The organism is Mucilaginibacter terrae, assembly GCF_042679325.1.
GTDB lineage: Bacteria > Bacteroidota > Bacteroidia > Sphingobacteriales > Sphingobacteriaceae > Mucilaginibacter > Mucilaginibacter terrae.
This window is the reverse complement of record NZ_JBHTMJ010000012.1, coordinates 213,132-234,165: the sequence shown is the minus strand read 5'-3', so window position 1 is coordinate 234,165 and position 21,034 is coordinate 213,132. Positions and strand designations below refer to the sequence as shown.

The window sequence follows — 21,034 nt, the reverse complement described above, 5'->3', positions numbered from 1 at the left end:
GTATGGCAAAGACAAAAACAACCGAAACAAATGTAAGCGTACCCGATTTTATTGAATCATATGTCGAAAACGACCAAAAGAAAGCCGATAGTTACCGACTGATAGAATTGATGAGTGCATGGTCGGGATTCGACCCCAAATTGTGGGGCACAAGTATTATCGGGTTTGGAAGTTACCACTATAAGTATGCCAGCGGGCATGAAGGCGATATGCCATTAATGGGATTTTCGCCGCGAAAGGCAGAGTTTTCGCTATATGTCTATTCGCCAATACCGGAGCAGGAAAAGATCTTGAACAGTCTGGGCAAATTCAAAATTGGCAAAGCATGCATTTACGTAAAGAAGCTTTCAGATATCAATATCAACGTCTTGGAAACGATGGCCACATCGACCGTCGCCTACCTTAATGAACACCACGAGTGTGCGTGCAGGTACCATTAAAAATACATCAAGTAAAAGCTGTCCACATAAAGATTTCACACGCCAAATATGTCCCAGACTAGGCTCGAACCGACCCGCTGATAAGAAAATAGACTTTATTTTTTTTAATATTATTTATATATTTGACTTAACAATTAGAGTCTATTTGCTATTGCGTTATTCGTAGCGTAAAGGAATTTTGAAAATGTAAATTACTGATTACCAGCATATAAGAGTGGAGGTTCACAAACCTAACTCTCCGCTGTGAGGGATAACTGAAAAGTTATCCCTTTTTTTGTGAAATTTAAGGAGGAATTTCTTCTTAATTTTCAATGAGTTACGTTCCATTATCGGTATCATTGCAGGTGTTCGATAGATACCGTTTTCGTAGTATAAATTGCTGTCGAACACCTGCTTCACAAATTCTCGCTTTTGAATTTTATTTGCGCTTACGTAAATCGCTTTAATATCCTTCAATTGATATAGATTACAATTCAATACATCATAAGCTATTTCAAGCCCTTAAACTTCCTGTTTATTAAAATTCATTTAAGCGTTACCGGCGGACCCACTATTGGCGAAGTTGGGTCCATTTCTTTGTCGGGCATTTTTTGTAAGTACATAAAAACTTAAAAAACGCTTCATTTTTACCCGCGGGTTGATGGATGGAGATAATGCTGCCAGGATTGTTCTCCATTGGGTTGGCGTAGGTATGTGGCGTCCCTCGCGGAATAATAACGGTATCTTCCTGTCTTTACCGTATATACTTCTTCGCCCACCTGCACAGGAACTCACCCTGGGCCACAAAAAACACCTCGTCCTGGTATTTGTGTATGCGAGGGTGGACCACCTTTGAAGGCAAAAGTCTGGTCCCCTGGTGCAACGATCAATAGCCCACCTTCGGCATATGCCCCCGACACGACGCAACGCCCGATAGCATCTTTTACCGTTTTTTGTTCACCGTCAAAACGGCTTTCATTAGCTCTGACGATGATCGCCTTTTTAGGCCTTTCTATTTTGATTAGGCCCTGACATCAGCCAAAGAAATTGCGGGAACAAAGAGTAATCCCTAAAGTACAAAATTTAGTCTTTTCATTATATTGATCTTAATAAAGTGTCTTTTTTAATTCGCTCACCACAAAATCTATGGCCGGTTTAGCTACCTGATCTGCGGCGCACCAATGGGTGGCCAGGTGACCTGTTTGGGGTTGGATGAAAAGCTTGGTTTTTATTCCGGCTACTGTCATACGCTGCGCATAAGTTTCTCCATCTGCCCGGATCTGGTCAGTTTCGCCCACGACAATAATAGCGAGTGGCGTTTTGGTCATGTCTTTGGCTAAAAGTGGCGATATCCGAACATCATCTTTCCGATCGGTCGCGTTCAGGTACCAATCCACAAACATACCGTAGGTACGGTAAGTTGGAGAATTTTCCGACAAGTCAAGCGCCGGGTTGATCAGCACTTGAGCCAACACCGGCACCGGTGCTTTTTCTGAGGCATTAAGCAGGCAGACGGCTGCTGCCAAGCCGCCGCCTGCACTATCGCCAATAACGGCAAGTTTCCCGTTACCGTTCAATAATTTATTATGGCTGCCCACCCATTTAAAAATAGCATAGCTGTCGTTAAATGCTGCCGGAAATTTATGCTCGGGCGGGCGGCGGTAATCCACCGCTACCACCACAGTCTGCAAGGCGTTAGTCAGGTAACGGCAAATGTTATCGTGGGTATCCAAGTCGCCTGCTATCCAGGCTGCACCATGAATGAAATAGATCACCGGGAACTTTCCTGATAATTTCGGGCGATAGATCCTGATGCCTGTTTGAATATCATTAGCGGTAACGATAGTATCGGTTACTTTAGCAACAGGTTGCGGGCTAATATGCAGCGCCTTCACGCCATCGGCAATCATCACGCGGAAAGCCGCCGGTGTAAGCGGGCCGTTTTGAGCCATCAACTGCAAAGCAGTGATCACCAGTAATGCGGTTAAGATCAATCTTGTTTTCATTTTCGGCGCTTGATATTACTTGTTAAGTTCATCTACTTCAATTTTCCGGCAAACCGTTTATCGGTTAAGGCCACCAAAAAACTTTCCAGGTCAGTTTTTTCCTGCTCTGTCAAGTTTAAAGGTTTAGCTAATAAACTATCCCGGTTGATGGAATGCGGTACCACTTTATCGGGGTCGTTATAATAATCAATCACCTGGCGCAGGGTTTTGAACATGCCGTTATGCATATAAGGCGGCGTAATGGCTACATTGCGTAAAGCACCGATCTTGAACCTGCCGATCTCGCCCATATTTTTGGTAATAGCTGCCCGACCGCTGTCTTTGAGCTTTTTTCCGTCATACAAACCAATGGAACGAAATTCGGTATTGTTGAAGTCGGCACCGAAGTGGCATTGTACACATTTCGCTTTTTCACCGTTGAACAGAACATAACCCCGTTTGGCCGATTCACTTACGGCTTTTTCATTTTCATTTATAAGCCAATCATCCAAAGGTGAATCGCTGGTTTCCAACGTGCGTTCAAATTCTGCTAAAGCTTTGGCCAGGTTATGTTGATTGGGAGCCTCATGAAATATTTTTTGGAATAATGCGGTGTAAACCGAACTGTTGTTCAAACGCCAAACCGCGTTTTTAATCGGCAGGTCCATTTCAACCGGGTTAGAGACCGGGATGAGTGCCTGTTGTTCTAGCGTATTCGCACGACCGTCCCAAAAGAAAGCCACCTGCAATTTCATATTCATAGCCGAAGGTGTGTTGCGAACACCTTTTTGATTCCGTACACCCAAACTCATCGCCGATGTATCAGCAAAAGCAAATTCCTCTTTATGACAGGAGGCACAGCTGATCTTTTTTGTTTTGGATAAGATGGGGTCGAAGAAAAGTTTACGGCCTAATTCAGCCGGTGTTTTCGGTTCGCTGCCGGTAAAGGCGCTTTGCGATAATACCAGTACAATTCCGGAAAGCGATAAAATGAGGTATAACTTTTTCATAACATCAGGCCATTAGCAGTCACAACTATTTAGAGGCGACCTTTACTTTTTTATAAACCAAGCCGTTTGCACCGTCTCTGCGGCCAATACAAGTATCCTGTATCACATGAAATTTGATAGAATCCTGCTTGTAAAATTCTACCTTATAGGTGCCTTCGTAGGCGCTGTTACAAATTGGGTCTGAAATGTATAAAGTGTCGTGTTTCATACGGTAGGTACCACTTACAAAGGTCTTTTTGTTTAGGAAGCCATCATATTTACCGTTGTTCCTGAAAATAATCAGGAACGAGAAAGGCTCGCCCTTAAAAACGGAATTAAGTTCCCAACGGCCCTGTATGCTTTCAGTTTCAACGGCAATGGAGAAAGCAGATAATAGAATTATGCCCAACAGGCCGATTAATTTTAGTTTTTTCATAGCGTTAATTATTTTGAGGTTGTTTTTACCCTTACGTAAAGAAAATTATTAGTGCCTTCCCGGCGGCCGGTACAGGTATCCTGTATCACATGGAATTTGAGCGAATCCTTCCCGAAGTATTGAATTTTATAAGTACCGCCGTAATTAATATTACAGGTGGGGTCATAAAAGTACATGGTGTCATGCTTTACTTTGTAAGTGCCGCTGCCAAATAATTTTTTATTAATGAAGCCGTTCAGGGTTCCGTTGGCCTTAAAGTCAGCCATGAGCGTCATCGGCGCACCTTGAAAGTTTCGAACATTTTCCCATTTGCCTACTATTGGATCGATATCATCAACTATAGCAAATGCGGACAATAACACAATAATCAGCAGGCTAATTAGGTTTAAATTTTTCATAATTTAATGCTTGACGTATTAGATAATTAGTTTTAAAATTTCTTTTTATACTCTACACGGTAGGCCATAAAAATGGTAGCCCCGATATTCTTAATAGCGTGTGGCCCTTCTGGTTCCATAAGCTCACCAAAGTTCATTTTTTCATCAGCTGTTTTTATGCTTACACTGTCTTTCTTTACCAATTGATGTTTTGTATTGTAATTATAGATGTAGTAGGTCAAAGATCCCGGCTGCGTTATCCACATCACACTTTTAAATTTATGAGTGTGAACAGGCTCTTCTTTTCCCGGTAAGCACACCACTTGCAGCACTCTAACATTACCGTCTTCATAAACAATTTTATGATTGTCTTTTGCTGCTTTTACAGCGTCTAAGCCATCCTGCGATGAAACAGATGTCTGCGCACGAGTATCATTAACTAATGCAAATGCAGATAATAACACAATAGCCAGGAGACTTAAAAAGGTTGATTTCTTCATGGTAGTATTTTATTTGATCAAATAAATGATACCACAAAGCACGGGCTTGCGCATTTTTAGCAGCTTCGCAAATGTTGCAAATGTCTTTTAATTTGTAGCGGGATTAGTTATTTATGGCTTCACTGGGTGCAAAACCGAAATATTTGGAAAAACTGGTAGAAAAACTATTGGGGTTACCGAAGCCTACCATATAGGCTACTTCCGCTATGGTGCCGGTTTTATTTTTGAGCAGTTGATAAGCCTTTTGCAGACGCACGACGCGTATCAGTTCACCCGGCCCTTGTCCTGTTAAGCCTTTTAACTTACGGTGCAGCTGGGTACGGCTTAAACCAATGTCGTCACCTAACTGATCGACACTATATAATTCATCATCGAGATTTTGCTCAACCGCCTGTCTGATCTTATCGAGAAATATCTGCTCCATGGAGGGCATGGCATTTTGTTCCGTCAGCCAGATATTACCCTTATTGTATTTTTCCTGTAGTTTGCGGCGCAGGGAAATGAGGTTGGCAATGCTTGCCAGTAATTCGCGCTGGTCAAAAGGTTTGCTTAGGTAAGCATCAGCTTTGGTTTCTAACCCTGCAATTCTGCTATCCGTGTCCGCCTTGGCAGTGAGTATCACCACAGGTATGTGGCTGGTCTTTTCATTGGCCTTTAGCCCGGCGCAAACCTCGTATCCGTTCATAACCGGCATCATCAGGTCGGTGATCACCAGGTCGGGTATGCGCGCCAATCCCAGTGCCAAACCTTCTTCACCATTGGGTGCATCAATTACGTTGTAGTTAGCGGCGATGACAGAACCGATAAAATGGCGTAATTCATCATTATCTTCAATCACCAATACCAACGGCAGGTCACTGTCTTTTACAGTATTAGCCATTGTTTCCGAACGGCTAATGGTTACTGCCGTTTGGCTTGATGGTAAAACTTTATTTGTAGCCGAGGCCTCTTTAATAGGTAAATGCACCTGTATTTCTGTACCCTGGCCGGCGATACTGTTGATGAATAACTCCCCGCCCATCAGTTCGGTCAGCTCCTTGGTGATGGCCAAACCAATTCCGCTACCTTCCTGCGTTCTGGTGTCCGAAGCATCTACCTGGTAAAAGCGGTCAAAAATATAAGGTATCTGATGTTCGGGAATACCGATACCTGTATCAGTAATGAGCAAATCGAAATGATCGCCCTTAATGTTCAATTCAACGGCGATGTAGCCGCCTGGTTCTGTGAATTTAATTGCATTGGATAAAAGGTTATATAATATACTTTCAAGCTTGGTTTGATCTATGGAAAGCCAGAGCGTCTCCAAGCCGGAAGTAAATGTCAACTTGATATCTTTCTGTTCGGCCAAAGACTGAAAAAGTAAGATATTGCGCCGGATCATTGATACCAGTTCGGCAGAGGTATTTTTTAACTCCATTTTACCGGCCTCCAGTTTACTCAGATCAAGCAATTGGTTAATGAGTTGCAACAACTTATCCGCATTACGTTCTATAGTCCCGGTATGTGCTAAGATCTCCGGGTTTTTAGATTTCGCCAATATCTGTTTGGCCGGTCCAAGTATCAAGGTTAATGGTGTACGAAACTCGTGCGTTAGATTAATGAAAAAACGGGATTTTATCTGGTCCAGTTCCTGCAATTGATCCGCCTGGCGCTGTACCTGTGCTGTTCTGTCAATAACCGTTTTTTCAAGTTTTTCTGCCTGATGTGTGATCAGCTCCAGTTTTTCTGCCTCTTGCGCAAGTGCTTTTATTGACAGGTTTTCCACTTCAGCCAACCTTAAAGTAAGATCCTGATTGGTACGGGCAAAATCCAGCGCCAGATAAATGGAAAACAGGACAGGGAATGAAAGTAATCCTATATTCATAGCGAGACAGCGTTCGGCCCTGCTCGACCATAAAAAGAACACATCCGCCCCAACAAAAAAGTAAAGCAATATTATCAGGATCATCCCCACGCCCACCAGCCAGATATGCGGTTGCCCGCGCCGGATCGCACCGGTCAAAGCCCATAAGCCATCCATCAAAATAAGCAGGAATAACCAGTTGAATCCATCATTATACGGTGCGCTATCCATGAAGATGACCTTTTTAATGAAATAGACCAACAGGAAAAAGGCGGCAAAGATCACCTTCCAGCGTGGTGTGGGTGTATGCCCCACGGCGTAGAGCAAATGCCAGGCGGATATAGTACCCAGCACCCCGCAGATCCAAAAGATATGCTCCCACCACCATTGTATCATTGGGTTGTTCGTAATTTCGTCGCCACTTACAGCCATACCAGAACCGGCAAACAGCACCGAGAAAATCACGTAATAAAGATTAAGTTTTTGTTTGGGGTAAAACAGGAACAAAAACAAATGCAAAAGTGCAAGCGCTAATTGGGCAGCAGTGCACAGCCACATATACTCGAATAACGACTGCTCACGTTGTTTGAAATCGTGTAGCCGCTTATAATCACCGATCCACGTTTGAAAACCAATAAAGTTTGGAAAAATGTGACCAAAGTTTGCATAACGAATCGCAATGAGATGCGGTTTAGTATCACCGAGCTCAATAGAGACGACCTCGAAAGGTGCCCGCATAATTTGGGTTTCAGCTTTTGAGCGACCCACTTTTCCAAAACCGCCGCGGTATTTTCCGTCCACATAAATCTCTGACGCGCCGTCATGATTAATACGCAGCCCCAGCGCATTTTGGGTCAACGCGGTATCCACCTGTACCCACAGCCTGAACCAGCTGATGCCCTGCCAGCCGCTCAGCTCCTGGCCTTCACCAAAACGAGTGGAAACCTTTCTCCAGCCACTATCACTTAACGTAGGTAATGCCCAATGCCGGTCATCACCTGAGTGAAAAAGCCATTTTGGTTTGATCAATGAATATTCCGGGCGTTCGCCCTTTAGGCTATCGGCGTATAGATGGACAGTTTGAGCCTGCGCTGTCTGAATACAGCAACATACCAATAAAAAAAAACATATACTTTGGTATCGCATAGTACCCTAAATATACGAGATAAATCAGAATGATCGGCTAAAGTGCTGATAAGTAAACTAAAGTACTTTTGCGAAAGGTGAAATAGCGTAATACGAGCCATTGCTGTTCCACTCGTTCGGCGCGGCCTTCAGCCAGACATACTTCTGCTCTGTTTTTCCTGACCGATTAAATCTTCCTTCAGTTTTCAGAGGTTGGAAACTTCGGCTAATATGTTTGTGGAGTACACGTGCTGCTAAACATTTTAAATTAAAAGGCCGTACCGGTATGTGGACCTTTACTTCTTCAGACTGGACATGATTCGAACTAATTGATAGAACAATTGAAAACTTCATACCATTTAAAAATCGTATAACAAAATAAATATGTAGGCAGCACAAAGAGACCATCACGCACCAACTTTGTGAGTTTGTGCAACAATATTTTGATAGTATTATATTTTCGTGTGCTAATTAAAATGCTTAGTTAAAATACTTATCTTGTGTTAATTACATATCGATGAAAAAAATAATCCTTGTATTTGCTTTTTGCAGTTCCCCAATTTTGATGCAGGCTCAAACTGCCCCTGCACACCAGGTAAGCCAATTAAAAATTACCATTTTGAGTACGATGCTTGCCCAGGAAGGAGTAGGAGATTGGGGATTTGGCGCACTAATAGAATGTGACAGCACTAAAATATTGTTTGACACAGGCGGCAGGCTACATGTTGTACGTGATAATGCCCAAGAATTAGATATTGATTTATCCAGCGTACCAGTAGTGGTACTAAGCCACGGGCACGCCGATCATACCGCAGGCTGGCTTTCATTACGCCAAGAATTTGCTGTGCGCAAAAAAAATGCCTTAGCTACAACCTATATAGCTCCACATTTTTTTGAGGAAAGAATATTTGCGTCGGGCCGAAAATTTAGCCTGAAGTCAGATTCAGCAAAGTATATTGGTTCTGGCGGACGGATTGAAATTATAAAAACATGGAAAGAAATATCTCCCGGCGTTTTCCTTACCGGTAATAATGTACCGCGCCTTTATCCCGAAAAAAATTATCCGTCCGCTTTAAAAAGAATCGATGCCAGTGGAAAAATCAGTCAAGATACCATACCGGAAGATATGTCGATGGTGATTGCCACTGCAAAGGGACTAATTTTAATTACAGGGTGCGGCCATAGCGGAACGGTTAATTTGGTAGCTGCTGTTGAAAAACATTTTCCAGGTCAAAAGATTTACGCTGCAATTGGCGGCTTTCATTTACTGGCCGCTACCGATCAACAAATTGAAAGGACGGCTAAAGCTTTAAAACAAGCAGGCATCCAGTATTTTATGGGTGCGCATTGTACGGGTATTGAACCGGTACATCAAATTATGCAATACGCTGGTTTAAAAAGGAATGAATGCATTGTTGGTTCGGTAGGCGCAACATTTGATCCTGCCGTGGGCTTTATTGCGGGCCAGTTGACCATGGGCAATGATAAAAACGCCTATTTTAAAAAATAGCCTTGTTTATAATCAAGTCCCCAGAATGTAATTCAAATCATTTTATACCAGAATTGAAGTTTTTAGCCGCATTAATTATTTGACAGTATTTTCAATTAGCAGAATTTAAAGATTTATAGACCAATATTTGGGTTTTTAAGAAAACTCACTTCTCATCCCATACTATACTTTCGAAGTTATGAGTCTATGACAATTATACATTCTATATACTTTCAGGTAGATATTGCTTAAAGCCGCGAATTGTCCAGCTAAACAGTGAACATTTCTGACTTAAGTAGTTACAAAAACATAACATCCAAAAAGAAAAATTAAAGTTATTTTAAACTTAAAATCAGATGTGGCGCTTTATCAGTCTATTTTTCTTAGTTATTAATTTACCAGTATTTGCCCAAACACCCAAACCTGTTGTCCCTCCAGTCAACTGGCATTTAATGGATTATAAGCAGGATGGTTATCATGGCATTAGCCTGGAAAGGGCTTATAACGAGCTGTTGAAAAATAAAAAAAAGTTAAAAAAAATTATTGTGGCCATTATTGATGATGGAAGTTTTGATAGCAGCAACCCTGACCTTATCGGCATGGAATGGACCAATAAAAAAGAATTACCCGGCAATGGCATTGATGACGACCATAACGGCTTTGTTGACGATTTACATGGCTGGAGTTTTACCGGCAACAAATTGAATAATGAAACGAGTGAAGCGGTACGTGAGTATGTTCGTTTAAAAAGCAGGTTTCAAGGCAGGGCAGACACCATAACCTTGTTAAAAGATGCCGAATATACTTACTGGAAGAAAATGCGCAGTGAAAAAAACGATTTTGTTGATCAACTGACGCGCCGAAAAAGTTATTTAGAGACAAGGATCAAAAATTTTCAGCTGATTCAGGAATTCGGAAATAGAAAATTGGGAAGGGATACCATCGGGGAAGGTGATATAAACAGTTTAAATCCTGACACTGATGCAGACTCTACGACTATAAAAGCGTATGCCTACGTTTCAGCACGTATCAAGTCAAGATTGCAAAAAAAAGACCATACAGCCCTGTTTACCTGGATAAAGGATAACCAAAAACGTTTGGAAGGTGTTTCAAACGACCTTTATACCGTTAATATGATCATAGAAAATAATGATGCGGGTTATTTCAGAAAGAGAGACCTTCATGACGACCCGTACACCAATATTAAAAAAAACTATGGTAGCGGTGATTTAAAACCCCTCCGGCAAGAATATTCGCACGGCATGGGCTGTGCCGGAATAATATGTGCGTTACGTAACAATAGCATAGGAACCAACGGCATCACAAATGCAGTAATGATCATGCCCATCAAGCAATTTGTTGGCGGAGATGAATGGGATAAAGATGTGGCGAACGCCATAATTTATGCGGTTGATAATGGCGCACAAGTTATCAATATGAGTTTTGGTAAATACCAGTCGCCCCAAAAACAATGGGTAGACGAAGCTTTTAAATACGCCGAAAAGAAAGGTGTTCTTTTAATAAGTGGTGCAGGAAACGATGCTGTTAATACGGATTCTGTAACCAGCTATCCTACTGCTGTATATAACGACGGTAAAAAAGCTTCCAACGTAATCAATGTTGGCGCATCGGGGTACGATTCGCCTTTAGTAGCAAATTTCAGTAATTATGGAAACGCCAGCGTGGATGTATTTGCCCCTGGAGTAAATATAACTACGACAAGTGTTAACAACGAGCTGCAAACAGCAAGCGGCACCAGCTTTTCGGCACCTATAGTTTGCGGGTTAGCAGCGTTTATATGGAGTTATTATCCTACGCTAAATTACAAAGAGGTAAAGTATTGTATTGAAAGATCTGCTACTCCAGTAAATACATTAGTAATTAAACCAGGTAAGGGTCAAAAAGTGCCGTTCAGAAGTTTAAGCAAGACCGGCGGAATTGTGAACGCTTACCGTGCTATTTTGATTGCCGAACAAATATCAAAAACAATCAAACAGCAAGGTCGGGCAATTTTTCACTGATGGGTTATACTTTGAACTATTTATAAAGCGCTAAACCATTATCTTGGTTAATTCATAAGTTTTTATTCGAAATCATGAGCAAACTAATATTCGCCTGCTTTCTGAGCCTAATTACCGTTAACGGTTTAGCACAAGTACCACCAAAAAACTGGCAGCTGCTGGATTATAAGCGTAATGGAGTACATGGCATAAGTGTAGAAAAAGTCCGTTTAACATTATTAAAGAATAAAAAACCTAAGCAGAAAGTAATTGTAGCCATTATTGATGTAGGTATGGATATCTCGCATCCTGCATTTAGCCACGGTATATGGACCAATCAAAAAGAGATTGCCGGCAATGGCGTGGATGATGATGGTAACGGCTATGTTGATGATATACACGGGTGGAATTTTGTTGGCGATTGTGAAGCGGAAACTTATGACTGCATACGGGAGTACGTGAAATTCAAAAATGTGTATGAAAATTCGACCGATACCTTAAACCCCAAATTTAAGTATTGGAAAGAAATGAAAAAGCAAACGGAGGAAAACCTGGCTTTGCGGAAACGCATCTTCGAGAGAACCGAACCCGCAATTGTTGCATTAAAGCTGCTTAATACCTATTGGAAAAATAGCTTACATACAGATTCAATTTATTTAAGGGACATCATCAATGCAAAAGTTTCGGTAGATGCGGATTCAGATGTTATCAAGGCACAAAGCACGATGTTACCCGGTGTTTTGCGGAATGATACTGCCAGAAGAAATAAAGTAACACTTCAAGCGGTTATTAAAGGGTACCAGTCAGTAGTTGACCTTTACAAAGGCGAGTATGAAACTGCTACAACCATTATAGATCATAACGATGTGACCTGGTTTCGGAAAAAATCTCCGGGGGATGATCCTTATACCAACGCCAACGTTTACTATGGCAATGCCCGAATGACCCCGGCAATATCACACGGTAACGGAGTAGCAGGCATCATCGCCGCAGCACAGATCGACTCCGGAATAAAAGGAATAGCTGCATGGGTAGAAGTTATGCCGATCCAAATTGTGACGCCGAAAGTAATTGGTGAAGAGCGGGATAAAGATGTTGCAAACGCTATTCAATATGCGGTAAATAATGGTGCGAAAATTATCAATATCAGTTTGGGGAAGCAAACATCTCCGCAAAAAGAATTGGTAGATAACGCCGTTCGGTATGCAGGCTCCAAAGGAGTGTTAATATTTGCTGCCGCTGGTAATGACGCAGCAGATAATGACTCCATTATTAATTACCCATCTCCTACGTTCGCAAACGGTACAAGGGCTAATAATCTATTCACAGTTGGTGCCACTACGTCTGGTGCTGACCTTGTTTGGCAATACAGTAATTATGGTAAAAAAACAGTTGATTTTTTTGCCCCTGGTGATCGTATTTATTCCACTGCTTTCCATGATAATTATAACACGGACTCCGGGACAAGTTATGCTTCACCTACCGCAGCGGGACTGGCTGCCCTAATCTGGAACTACTATCCACAATTAACTTATAAGCAGGTTATGCACTGTATCGAGCAGTCGGTAGAATGGTCAGATGTTTCAGTTACTAAGCCAGGCACTAATGAAAAGCTGCTGTTTAAAAAGCTAAGCCGTACAGGCGGTGTGATAAACGCATATAATGCACTTTTGATAGCTGGCAAAATGCATAAACTCCGCATAGCTTCCGTCGCCCGGAAAGTTAGGAACCCCATAAACCTGATCACCTGCTTTCAAAGATGTAACCTCTCTTCCGGTTTCCACAACTACTCCGGCAGCATCCCAACCTAATGTCATTGGTAATTTAAGGAAAGATCGCAAGCCTTCGTTTTCGCCGCTTCTGATAACCCAATCTACAGGGTTTACACCGCTGGCATATACTTCTACCAAAACTTCGTCTGCAGCCGGTACCGGGCGTGATATTTCTTCTAACTTCATGACCTCTGGTCCACCAAAATAATTGATTCTTATCGCTTTCATGATAAATTAATTTATGGGGCAAAGATCAGTATCGATCATGATGTGGATTTAGCTAAACTACGCTTTCTATTAGCCAAAGTTCTGGATTTAATGATTCTTACAACGTTTTAATCCTTTAGAAGAAATTGCAGTAGCCAATGGTTGGATAACGCTGTTATTTGCTTCCGCCTTAAAACACAACAATCCCTGATACAAAAAAATAGATTTTTATGCTTTTTTTAAATATTTATGTATTTGTTTTAGTTTTTTTATTAGCGTACGTTTCCCGAACTTAACTTTTCAAAAAAGAAAAACCCCTAATTTAGCTGATTAACGTGAGTTCGGTTTAAGCGGCCAAAAGTAATTGCTTAACTATGTTATCAAAACCGGTTTCTTCCTGTCCCATACGGCGGCGGTTACACGGCTTCTGATTTTAGCTTCAGAGGTTGGCATGAAGGTTTTAAGGCGGAACTGTCTGTCTGTCTGGCGAAAAATCAATGTATGTGATCTTTCCCGGTCTTTTTAAATACGCCCGGTATCAGCCATGCAGCTAATTACACTGGTAAGTTTTTAAAACCTGCAACCTGGTTTACGACTCGCGGCGGGTTGCTGAGGCTATTTCATACATTTTTCATTAATTCATTACCAAAATCACTGGATTGGTGATGCATCGTTATGTTTAAAGTTGCGAAGCCTATTGAGCTTACAAATTATTCACAAACTGTGAAATCCATCTGACGGCGATGTTTCAGAGTCGATCTGGCTGGGGAAGAAGCGCTGACAAAATAAATAGAGGCGATGGCTCAACCCCTCCTACCGGAATACTTTGTTCGCGGTAACAAGTTTGCTTTTATAAAAATTTGTTCATAAAACAAGTCTATTAGCTACTTGTTTATTCTAAAAAAATTCTAATAATAAATTCATCCATTGCTTAACATGAAAATTGGCGTCATTGCACATCTAAAACATCCTATTAAGGCGCCATTTGCGGGTGGGCTTGAGGCCTTTACATATGAAATTACGCACCGTCTGACTCAGCGGGGACATGAGGTGGTCCTCTTTGCCAGTTCTTCCTCAACGGCAGGTGGGACATTGCATCCAATTTTGGACGATATATCTTATGACGCAAGTAACGGAATGCGGCCTAAGAAGCCGGATTTGAGTTCAGAATATATCGCGGAACACCATGCTTATTACCGCATGATGACGGAGATTGATGCGCTCGAGCTGGATGTAGTTTTTAATAACAGCCTGCATTATGTACCGATCACTATGGCGGGTGTTATAAAAACGCCCATGGTTACCGTTCTGCATACACCGCCCTTTTATGAGCTTCAACTGGCGACTCGCGCAGAACAGCGATTTAAAAACATCTATTATGTTACCGTATCCCAATCTAACGCAGACAACTGGAAAGAATTTATTCCCGATTGCCCTTTTATTTATAACGGCATTGATCTTGCCAAATGGACGTACTATCCAACGGGCACACAGAATAATTATGCGGTGTGGTTTGGCCGTATTCATCCTGATAAGGGGCTTGACCTAGCCATTCGGGCAGCAAAGCTGGCCGGAATACCCTTGAAAGTAGCTGGTGGCATTGGAGATAAGAAATATTATTCAGAGAAAATAGAACCGTTGCTGGACGACAATACCCAAATGATGGGTCTTCTGGATCATCAGCAGCTTAACCGGCTTATCGGTGAGGCCAAGGTTTGTCTGATCACTCCAGTATGGCAGGAGCCATTCGGTTTGGTGGTAGCCGAAGCGTTGGCCTGCGGAACGCCGGTAGCGGGTGTAAAGGCTGGTGCCTTGCCGGAAATCGTTACAGATGAAGCGGGCTTTTTAGTTGAGCCCGGCAATGCGCCCGGTCTGGCCGTTGCGATCCGTAAGGCGATGACGCTTGACCGTCAAAAGATCCGAAACTATGCCGAAGCAAAGTTGAGTATTGAAGAAATGCTCACCCGGTATGAAAAATTTTTAGGATCAATTGTCACGCAGCGTTTAGCTTTAACCGGTAATGTTTAACCCCATGATAAAAACGTTATTTGACATTGAATTGAAAGATTTCAAAGACTGCCTGGAGCGTATAGCAGCAAACGCATCGAATATCGATGATCCACAAATAGCACCGGTGAAGGAGTTTCAATGGCTGGCTGAATGCGGTGCGCTCAAAATCGTGTTGCCAGGGGAACCACTCGATTTCAATAGACCTGATACCGCAGCACTACTTGGACTTTTGAAACGGGTGGGCAAAGCAAATCTTTCGGTTGGTCGTATCTATGAAGGTCATATCAATGCCCTATATCTTTTACATCTTTATGGAACAGCGATACAAAAAAAGGCTTGGTACGATGCGGTGCTCCACGAGCAGGCCATTTTTGGCGTATGGAGTACACAGGCAGCAAATGGTATCACTTATGAAAGTAATGCAGAGCAGCTAATGCTGCATGGCGCAAAAACATTTTGTTCCGGGGTATCGATTGTAACGCATGCGCTGATCACCGGAAACATTGATACTCCGAACCGGAAAGGATGGCAAATGATGATCCTCGACATGAGCCGGATCGGACCAGAAAGGGTGGACAGGAACAGCTGGGAAACATTGGGCATGAAAGCTTCCGGAAGTTTCACCACCGATTTTACCGGTTGCCCTATTATGGAACAAGAACTGTTGGGCCTGCCGGGCGACTACCTCGGCCAACCTTATTTCAACAGCGGTGCCATACGGTTCGCTGCGGTACAGTTCGGCGGCGCCGAGGCTATTCTCGGACATACTATGGATTACTTGTCTGCGATGGAGCGTACCGGCGATCCGTTCCAAAAAGCCAGATTGGCCGCTATGCTGATAGATATTACAACCGGGGAACTATGGCTACATCAGGCAGGCAAGAACTTTGACAACTGGGTTAATGATTCTGAACGTTCGGGTGAACTCATTGCTTTTGCTAATATGACGCGTACGGTAATTGAAGAGATCGGTTTGCGGGTTATGCAGGCCAGTAACCAATGTGTAGGCGCAAGGGGGCTAATGTCTCCATCACCACTTGAACGTCTGAACAGGGACCTTACTTTTTACTTGCGCCAGCCAGCGCCGGATGCGACCAGACTGGCTATTGCCGATCATTTCATAAAACATCAATCTGAAGATGCCCAATCCATTTAATAAAGTCGCTTTCTGGGACAGCGCAATACCCGTTTACCCTGACTTTTTCATGGGCATTGACAGCTGCCTGGTATTAGCACCACATCCTGACGACGAATCACTGGGTTGCGGCGGACTGATCACCTTGTTACGCCAGCGAGGTTGTCTGGTAACGATCGTTGTAACTACAGACGGCAGTCAGTCCCATCCTAATTCCAAGGAATACCCCGAAGCTGCCCGTATCGCCCTGCGCGAAAAAGAGATTAAGGAGGCATTGGCTTTACTGCAGGTTTCTGGAGAACATATTCACTTTTTACATGGCCGGGATGCCGCACTGCCTGGTAAGGATGACGAGGGTTTCATTGGCTTTAAAGAAATGTTGAAAGACATTATTCATACTACCAATCCTAAGCTGTGCCTGGTTCCCTATGAATTGGACCCGCATTGTGATCACCGAGCCACCTGGCAGTTATTGACCGCCGCGTTGGAAGAAGTGAAGAACAACGGCATTACCGTTTGGGAATACCCAATCTGGCTGTACCAAAACGCAGAGGATGCGGACATTCCGGTATTAGGCGCCGGGGAATTAATAGCCGTCGACATCTCCGCTTTTTTGGAACAGAAAACAAGGGCTATTGCTGCCCACCGATCACAGGTGAGCAACCTGATTAGTGATGATCTGGATGGGTTTATGCTGAGTGCGGAAATGACCGGGAACTTTTTAACGGGCAAGGAGTATTTTATGGAGCGGCAAAAACTCAAAAAAGAACGCACCCTGTCTGCTGTATATTTTCAACAGCTGTATCAGCAGAACCGCGATCCCTGGAATTTTGAAGCAAGCGAGTATGAAAAAGAAAAGTATGCTACCACTATAGCTTACCTGACTAGGGCTACCTATAGCAACGCACTGGAAATAGGCTGTTCTATAGGTGTGCTGACGAAATTACTACGCACCAGGTGCTTGCACTTATTATCTATCGATATCAGCGCTACTGCCCTGGAGGTTGCGCGTGAACGTTTAATGAAACATCCTGAGGTTGAATTCAGGCTAGCAGCGATACCTGATGAATATCCCGAAGGAAACTTCGACTTAGTTGTCATGAGTGAAGTAGGATATTATCTTTCTTTGGAAGACCTATTGGCTGCAAAGCGAAAAATCGCAGATAGTCTTCTGTCCGGTGGTACTTTGATCATGGTTCACTGGACCCATTATGTTGTGGATTATCCGCTGACAGGTGATCAGGTGCACGAAGTATTCTTGAACGATCCATCCTTTAAGCCGGTGTCATCTACACGAACCAAAGATTATCGGCTTGATGTGTTTATTAAGTCCGCAGATGAGCTATAATATCGGCTTTTACATTCATCATCATGGCTCAGGGCATCTGATGCGCGCGCTGGCTATAGCTGCGCATTTGGATAGGCCGATTACCTTTTTGGGAAGCGGTATGCGGGATTATCAAACCGTCATTCCCCCGTCGATCCGGTGTATTCATTTACCTGCGGACGTGCCTGATGAAGACGACCATGCTTACGTTGCGGGTACTGCGGTCGATTGCCTGCACTATGCACCTTTAAATGTTACCGGCATTCGCCTAAGAAACCAACTGCTAAGTGATTTTTTTGCAGCCACCTACCCTATTATTTTGATCGTTGATGTTTCTGTTGAGGTCGCTCTGTTTGCCAGGTTATCCGGCATACCGTCGATTGTCATGCGCCAGCACGGCAGCCGAAATGATACTGCTCACCTGGCTGCTTATCAAAGCGCATCTCTGCTGTTGGCGCCTTATCCCGAGAGGCTACGTACAGGTTCTATAAAATGGGTGGATGAAAAAACTTTTTTTGCAGGCGGTTTTTCCAGATATACCGGCTTAAAAAAAACAGCATTGACTATAGGCGATGACAAATGCGTCGCTGTAATAACCGGAAGAGGGGGCACCAGTATCAGCCTTTCTTTTATCAGGCATATAGCAAGGGTTTGCCCGGAGCATCATTTCCATATTCTTGGTGATATAGCCACTCAAAACTGGTCATCGGGGAACGTTTCCTTTCACGGGAGATGTGCTGAGCCTGAAACCGTACTCAATATATGCCGTATTGTGATCGGCAACGCCGGTCACAATACCGTGATGGAGGTCGCCGATTTACAAAAAGCATTTATCTGTATTCCTGAGAAACGCCCGTTCGAGGAGCAGTTGCAAAAAGCTTTACTCATTCAACGACACTTCGCTATCCCGTTGGTTATGCCCGAAGCGCTCTTTAAAACCGATTGGCAGGATATACTTGACAAGTTGAGCCGCTCGCAGCCTGAATGGCAGGGAATTATCAATGAGCAGGCCCTTTCACAAGTTGCCGCGGCAATAGATCAGTTGGCGATACAGCTTTTCGGTTCGCCCTGATCAGATCTTTAAGGCTAATTGGATCTCTACATGGGTAGGCTTGCGCAATAATTGTATGTTGGTTCCCGTCCGGGAAATCAATCCTGCTTCTTCAAATTTCAATAGCCATCCTTCCATTGGCCATTTTTTCCATTTGATGTAAAAGCGATTTGCATTAGCAATGATATCCGAAAGATGATTTAACGGCGGTGAGTAACTCTCATGGTACTGGTGGTAAGCAGTTGCCTGAATATTCTTGACAGGGACGTTTTTTTGACGCGCAGCGAAGGCAAAGTCGGTATCTTCTGCACCATAGCCTTGAAAACCCACATCAAAGCCGCCGATTAAGGCAAACAAAGTTTTACTGGACCCAAAATTTAAAGACCAAAAAAGTTCATAAGGGAGTTCAGCCAGCCCTGACCTTAACGGGTCGGCAATGCTGTGAGCATGAAGGTTTTCTTGGTCATAAGCCTTTCCGGCAGCAAGGGCCGGCAAATAACGTACCTGGCCAGAAAGCAACTGGTTATCGTCCCACTGTTCTCCGTAAATCGTGAGCATATTCGGTGCCGGAATGCAATCTACATCAAGGAAAACTATCCGTTTATAAAAGCTGGCAGCCATACCCTCATTTCTTGCTTCAGCAAGTGGAAGCATAGCAACGGAGCAAATGCTGATCTGCCTTACAGGGAAAGGCATATCGGGCAGCTCGCCCGGAATCTGATTCATGTTCACTACGATAAGTTCTCCCGGTAAGTGCTGACCCTTTGCCAAACCCAGCATAGTTTGGCAAAGGGCGGAATGGCGCTCCCTGACAAGAATCACGACCGATACATTTTTCATTAAGCCAAATTTGCACCATAAAAAAATTGCCTAAAATTACTGATTACCTGGGAAATAGGTTCCAACGAATGAACTTCTCTCCAGCGTCCGTTTTCCAGTTCGTCTTCTATTGATTCCCATAACTCGCCAAAATAGGAGGATGCGCTGATCCTTTCATAGAGCCACTGCAGATCCAGCATCAACCCCGTGCTAATTTTTTGCAAGCGGTGATCTTCAGCATATAGTTCTTCCTTACTTTTCCATACTTGGCGCAATTCATTTTTGACTTTAGTTTTCTGGATTAGTGAGGGCAGCGGTTCTACCTGTTGCTGCTGATTTTCAAGCGTCATATCTCCCCATTGCTTCAACTGTACGGAAAACCCAAAAGTTACTTTGCCTATAAGTCTGGCGGATGTGTACACTTTAACCAAGGGTGATTTTCTTACTTTGGCATCAATCCGGTAAAGCGCTTTTCTGAACTCTTCGTCCTCCAGGTATGGAATAGCCGGAATACGCCCCGCCTTATGATAAATATCGCACGTTACAGCCAAACTTGGACCGTAGCACTGAAAATGCCGTGGCCAAGGATCAAATTGAGACGGATCCAGTATAGATTCGAGTCGGCTTAAATGATACCGGTAACTCACATCCCTTAAATGATGCATTTTTGATAATGATGGTGTGTTTCTTGTTAATATGCGCCCTCCTACCACATCATTTCCTTTATCCATTTCTATTAATATAAAATGAATCCACTGGCTGTCAACCTCACTATCCCCATCGGTAGATACTATTATTCCTTTTGCTTGTCCGATGGACATAAATCTTTCATAAGCCTCATCCATCATCATTCTTCTTACCGTGCCGATATGAGCATCAGGTTTTGGCAGATCAATCTCGGAGATATGCAGGTTAAATCTTGGGAATAGGGTCTGATATTGCTGAGCAATCTTAAAAGTGTTGTCCGTACAATTATTAGCTAATAGTAACACTTCGTATATTGAAGGATGGAGCGGCAAACCTGTTTCATCCTTTTGCATCCTTAGAGCATCCAGGGTACGCACCAATCCTTCTGCTTCGTTTTTTACTGGTACAATGACCGCGATCCGCATTGCTTCTTTCGGCTCAATTTTGAATAATTTTGGAGAAGACTCACAAGTGTTTATGGCTTGCATGTGTTGTTTTATGTAAGTAACGCCGAAGTGTAAGTTTGGTTTTTATCAAAATTTTCTTTTTAAGATAATTTTATAATCATTAAGACTAAGTTTAATACAATAAATTATGTAATGGAATTATCCCTGAGAAGATAAAAGATGAATTGGGATTAGGCTGCTTAGTGCTTATTACCACAAAATATGTTTTTGTCCATTATTATACCACCTGCCACTTTTAAGGATATAAGCTGGATTAAAGACCACAACAAAGCATTGAAACTTAACGAATTCGAACTGCTTATAAATATTTATGCGCATCGATAAAGCTTTTAAAAAAAACTCAATATAATACGGTTTAGCGGTAAGGTAAATGCTTTTATTCAAATTGCGAACACC

General features: G+C 43.0%; 16 protein-coding genes and 1 pseudogene. 8 read left to right on the top strand and 9 right to left on the bottom strand.

Translation table 11 applies throughout. The features are described from left to right. Window positions 1-2 precede the first annotated feature (2 nt). Window positions 3-440, top strand: coding sequence for a DUF1801 domain-containing protein (locus ACFQ3S_RS12895; protein WP_377165035.1), 438 nt, complete (start codon window positions 3-5; stop codon window positions 438-440). A 1,085-nt stretch (window positions 441-1,525) separates the two neighbouring features. Here ACFQ3S_RS12895 and ACFQ3S_RS12890 read toward each other — a convergent pair. From ACFQ3S_RS12890 to ACFQ3S_RS12865, 6 genes are all read right to left on the bottom strand, one after another. Beyond that, on the bottom strand, window positions 1,526-2,425 hold the full coding sequence (locus ACFQ3S_RS12890; protein WP_377165033.1) for an alpha/beta hydrolase: 900 nt from the start codon (window positions 2,423-2,425) through the stop codon (window positions 1,526-1,528). Between the two features lie 32 nt (window positions 2,426-2,457). Further along, window positions 2,458-3,414 (bottom strand): cytochrome-c peroxidase, encoded by a 957-nt coding sequence (locus tag ACFQ3S_RS12885; RefSeq protein WP_377165031.1) that lies wholly within the window; start codon window positions 3,412-3,414, stop codon window positions 2,458-2,460. Window positions 3,415-3,439: 25 nt separating this feature from the next. After that, window positions 3,440-3,829: a hypothetical protein gene (locus ACFQ3S_RS12880; RefSeq protein WP_377165029.1), complete on the bottom strand. Its 390-nt coding sequence runs from the start codon at window positions 3,827-3,829 to the stop codon at window positions 3,440-3,442. Between the two features lie 8 nt (window positions 3,830-3,837). Continuing rightward, window positions 3,838-4,227 (bottom strand): hypothetical protein, encoded by a 390-nt coding sequence (locus ACFQ3S_RS12875; RefSeq protein WP_377165027.1) that lies wholly within the window; start codon window positions 4,225-4,227, stop codon window positions 3,838-3,840. Between the two features lie 32 nt (window positions 4,228-4,259). Continuing rightward, the gene (locus tag ACFQ3S_RS12870) at window positions 4,260-4,706 is read right to left on the bottom strand and encodes a hypothetical protein (protein ID WP_377165025.1); all 447 of its coding nucleotides are present in this window, start codon (window positions 4,704-4,706) and stop codon (window positions 4,260-4,262) included. A 103-nt stretch (window positions 4,707-4,809) separates the two neighbouring features. Next, window positions 4,810-7,578 (bottom strand): ATP-binding protein, encoded by a 2,769-nt coding sequence (locus tag ACFQ3S_RS12865; protein ID WP_377165023.1) that lies wholly within the window; start codon window positions 7,576-7,578, stop codon window positions 4,810-4,812. Between the two features lie 613 nt (window positions 7,579-8,191). On the opposite strand from ACFQ3S_RS12865, the gene ACFQ3S_RS12860 reads away from it, so the two are divergent. The 3 genes and pseudogenes from ACFQ3S_RS12860 to ACFQ3S_RS12850 all read left to right on the top strand — a co-directional run. Continuing rightward, window positions 8,192-9,184: an MBL fold metallo-hydrolase gene (locus ACFQ3S_RS12860; protein ID WP_377165021.1), complete on the top strand. Its 993-nt coding sequence runs from the start codon at window positions 8,192-8,194 to the stop codon at window positions 9,182-9,184. A gap of 431 nt (window positions 9,185-9,615) precedes the next feature. Then, window positions 9,616-11,184 carry a S8 family serine peptidase gene (locus ACFQ3S_RS12855; protein ID WP_377165019.1) on the top strand — a complete coding sequence of 523 codons (1,569 nt, stop codon included), beginning with the start codon at window positions 9,616-9,618 and terminating at the stop codon, window positions 11,182-11,184. Window positions 11,185-11,258: 74 nt separating this feature from the next. Beyond that, window positions 11,259-12,719, top strand: a pseudogene (locus ACFQ3S_RS12850) (S8 family serine peptidase); the annotation flags it as partial. 72 nt (window positions 12,720-12,791) lie between these two features. On the opposite strand, the gene ACFQ3S_RS12845 reads toward ACFQ3S_RS12850, so the two are convergent. After that, a complete protein-coding gene (locus ACFQ3S_RS12845) occupies window positions 12,792-13,121 on the bottom strand; it encodes an alcohol dehydrogenase catalytic domain-containing protein (protein ID WP_377165360.1) in 330 nt (109 codons plus the stop codon). 957 nt (window positions 13,122-14,078) lie between these two features. Here ACFQ3S_RS12845 and ACFQ3S_RS12840 point away from each other — a divergent pair. The 4 genes from ACFQ3S_RS12840 to ACFQ3S_RS12825 are packed head-to-tail and all read left to right on the top strand — an operon-like array spanning window position 14,079 to window position 18,686. Next, entirely contained in the window at window positions 14,079-15,170 is a 1,092-nt protein-coding gene (locus tag ACFQ3S_RS12840; RefSeq protein ID WP_377165017.1) for a glycosyltransferase family 4 protein, read from the top strand. Between the two features lie 4 nt (window positions 15,171-15,174). Beyond that, window positions 15,175-16,308 (top strand): acyl-CoA dehydrogenase family protein, encoded by a 1,134-nt coding sequence (locus tag ACFQ3S_RS12835; protein WP_377165015.1) that lies wholly within the window; start codon window positions 15,175-15,177, stop codon window positions 16,306-16,308. Continuing rightward, on the top strand, window positions 16,292-17,635 hold the full coding sequence (locus ACFQ3S_RS12830) for a PIG-L family deacetylase (RefSeq protein ID WP_377165013.1): 1,344 nt from the start codon (window positions 16,292-16,294) through the stop codon (window positions 17,633-17,635). The genes ACFQ3S_RS12835 and ACFQ3S_RS12830 overlap by 17 nt, the downstream gene beginning before the upstream one ends. Then, window positions 17,625-18,686 carry a glycosyltransferase gene (locus ACFQ3S_RS12825; protein WP_377165011.1) on the top strand — a complete coding sequence of 354 codons (1,062 nt, stop codon included), beginning with the start codon at window positions 17,625-17,627 and terminating at the stop codon, window positions 18,684-18,686. Before ACFQ3S_RS12830 ends, ACFQ3S_RS12825 begins: the two co-directional genes overlap by 11 nt. Here the strand turns inward: ACFQ3S_RS12825 and ACFQ3S_RS12820 are convergent, their stop codons facing one another. Together ACFQ3S_RS12820 and ACFQ3S_RS12815 are read right to left on the bottom strand one after the other, a co-directional pair. Next, complete coding sequence (locus tag ACFQ3S_RS12820; RefSeq protein ID WP_377165009.1) at window positions 18,687-19,505, bottom strand: glycosyltransferase family 2 protein; 819 nt, start codon at window positions 19,503-19,505, stop codon at window positions 18,687-18,689. It lies immediately after the preceding gene. Beyond that, complete coding sequence (locus ACFQ3S_RS12815; protein WP_377165007.1) at window positions 19,505-20,659, bottom strand: glycosyltransferase; 1,155 nt, start codon at window positions 20,657-20,659, stop codon at window positions 19,505-19,507. The genes ACFQ3S_RS12820 and ACFQ3S_RS12815 overlap by 1 nt, the downstream gene beginning before the upstream one ends. Window positions 20,660-21,034: the final 375 nt, after the last annotated feature.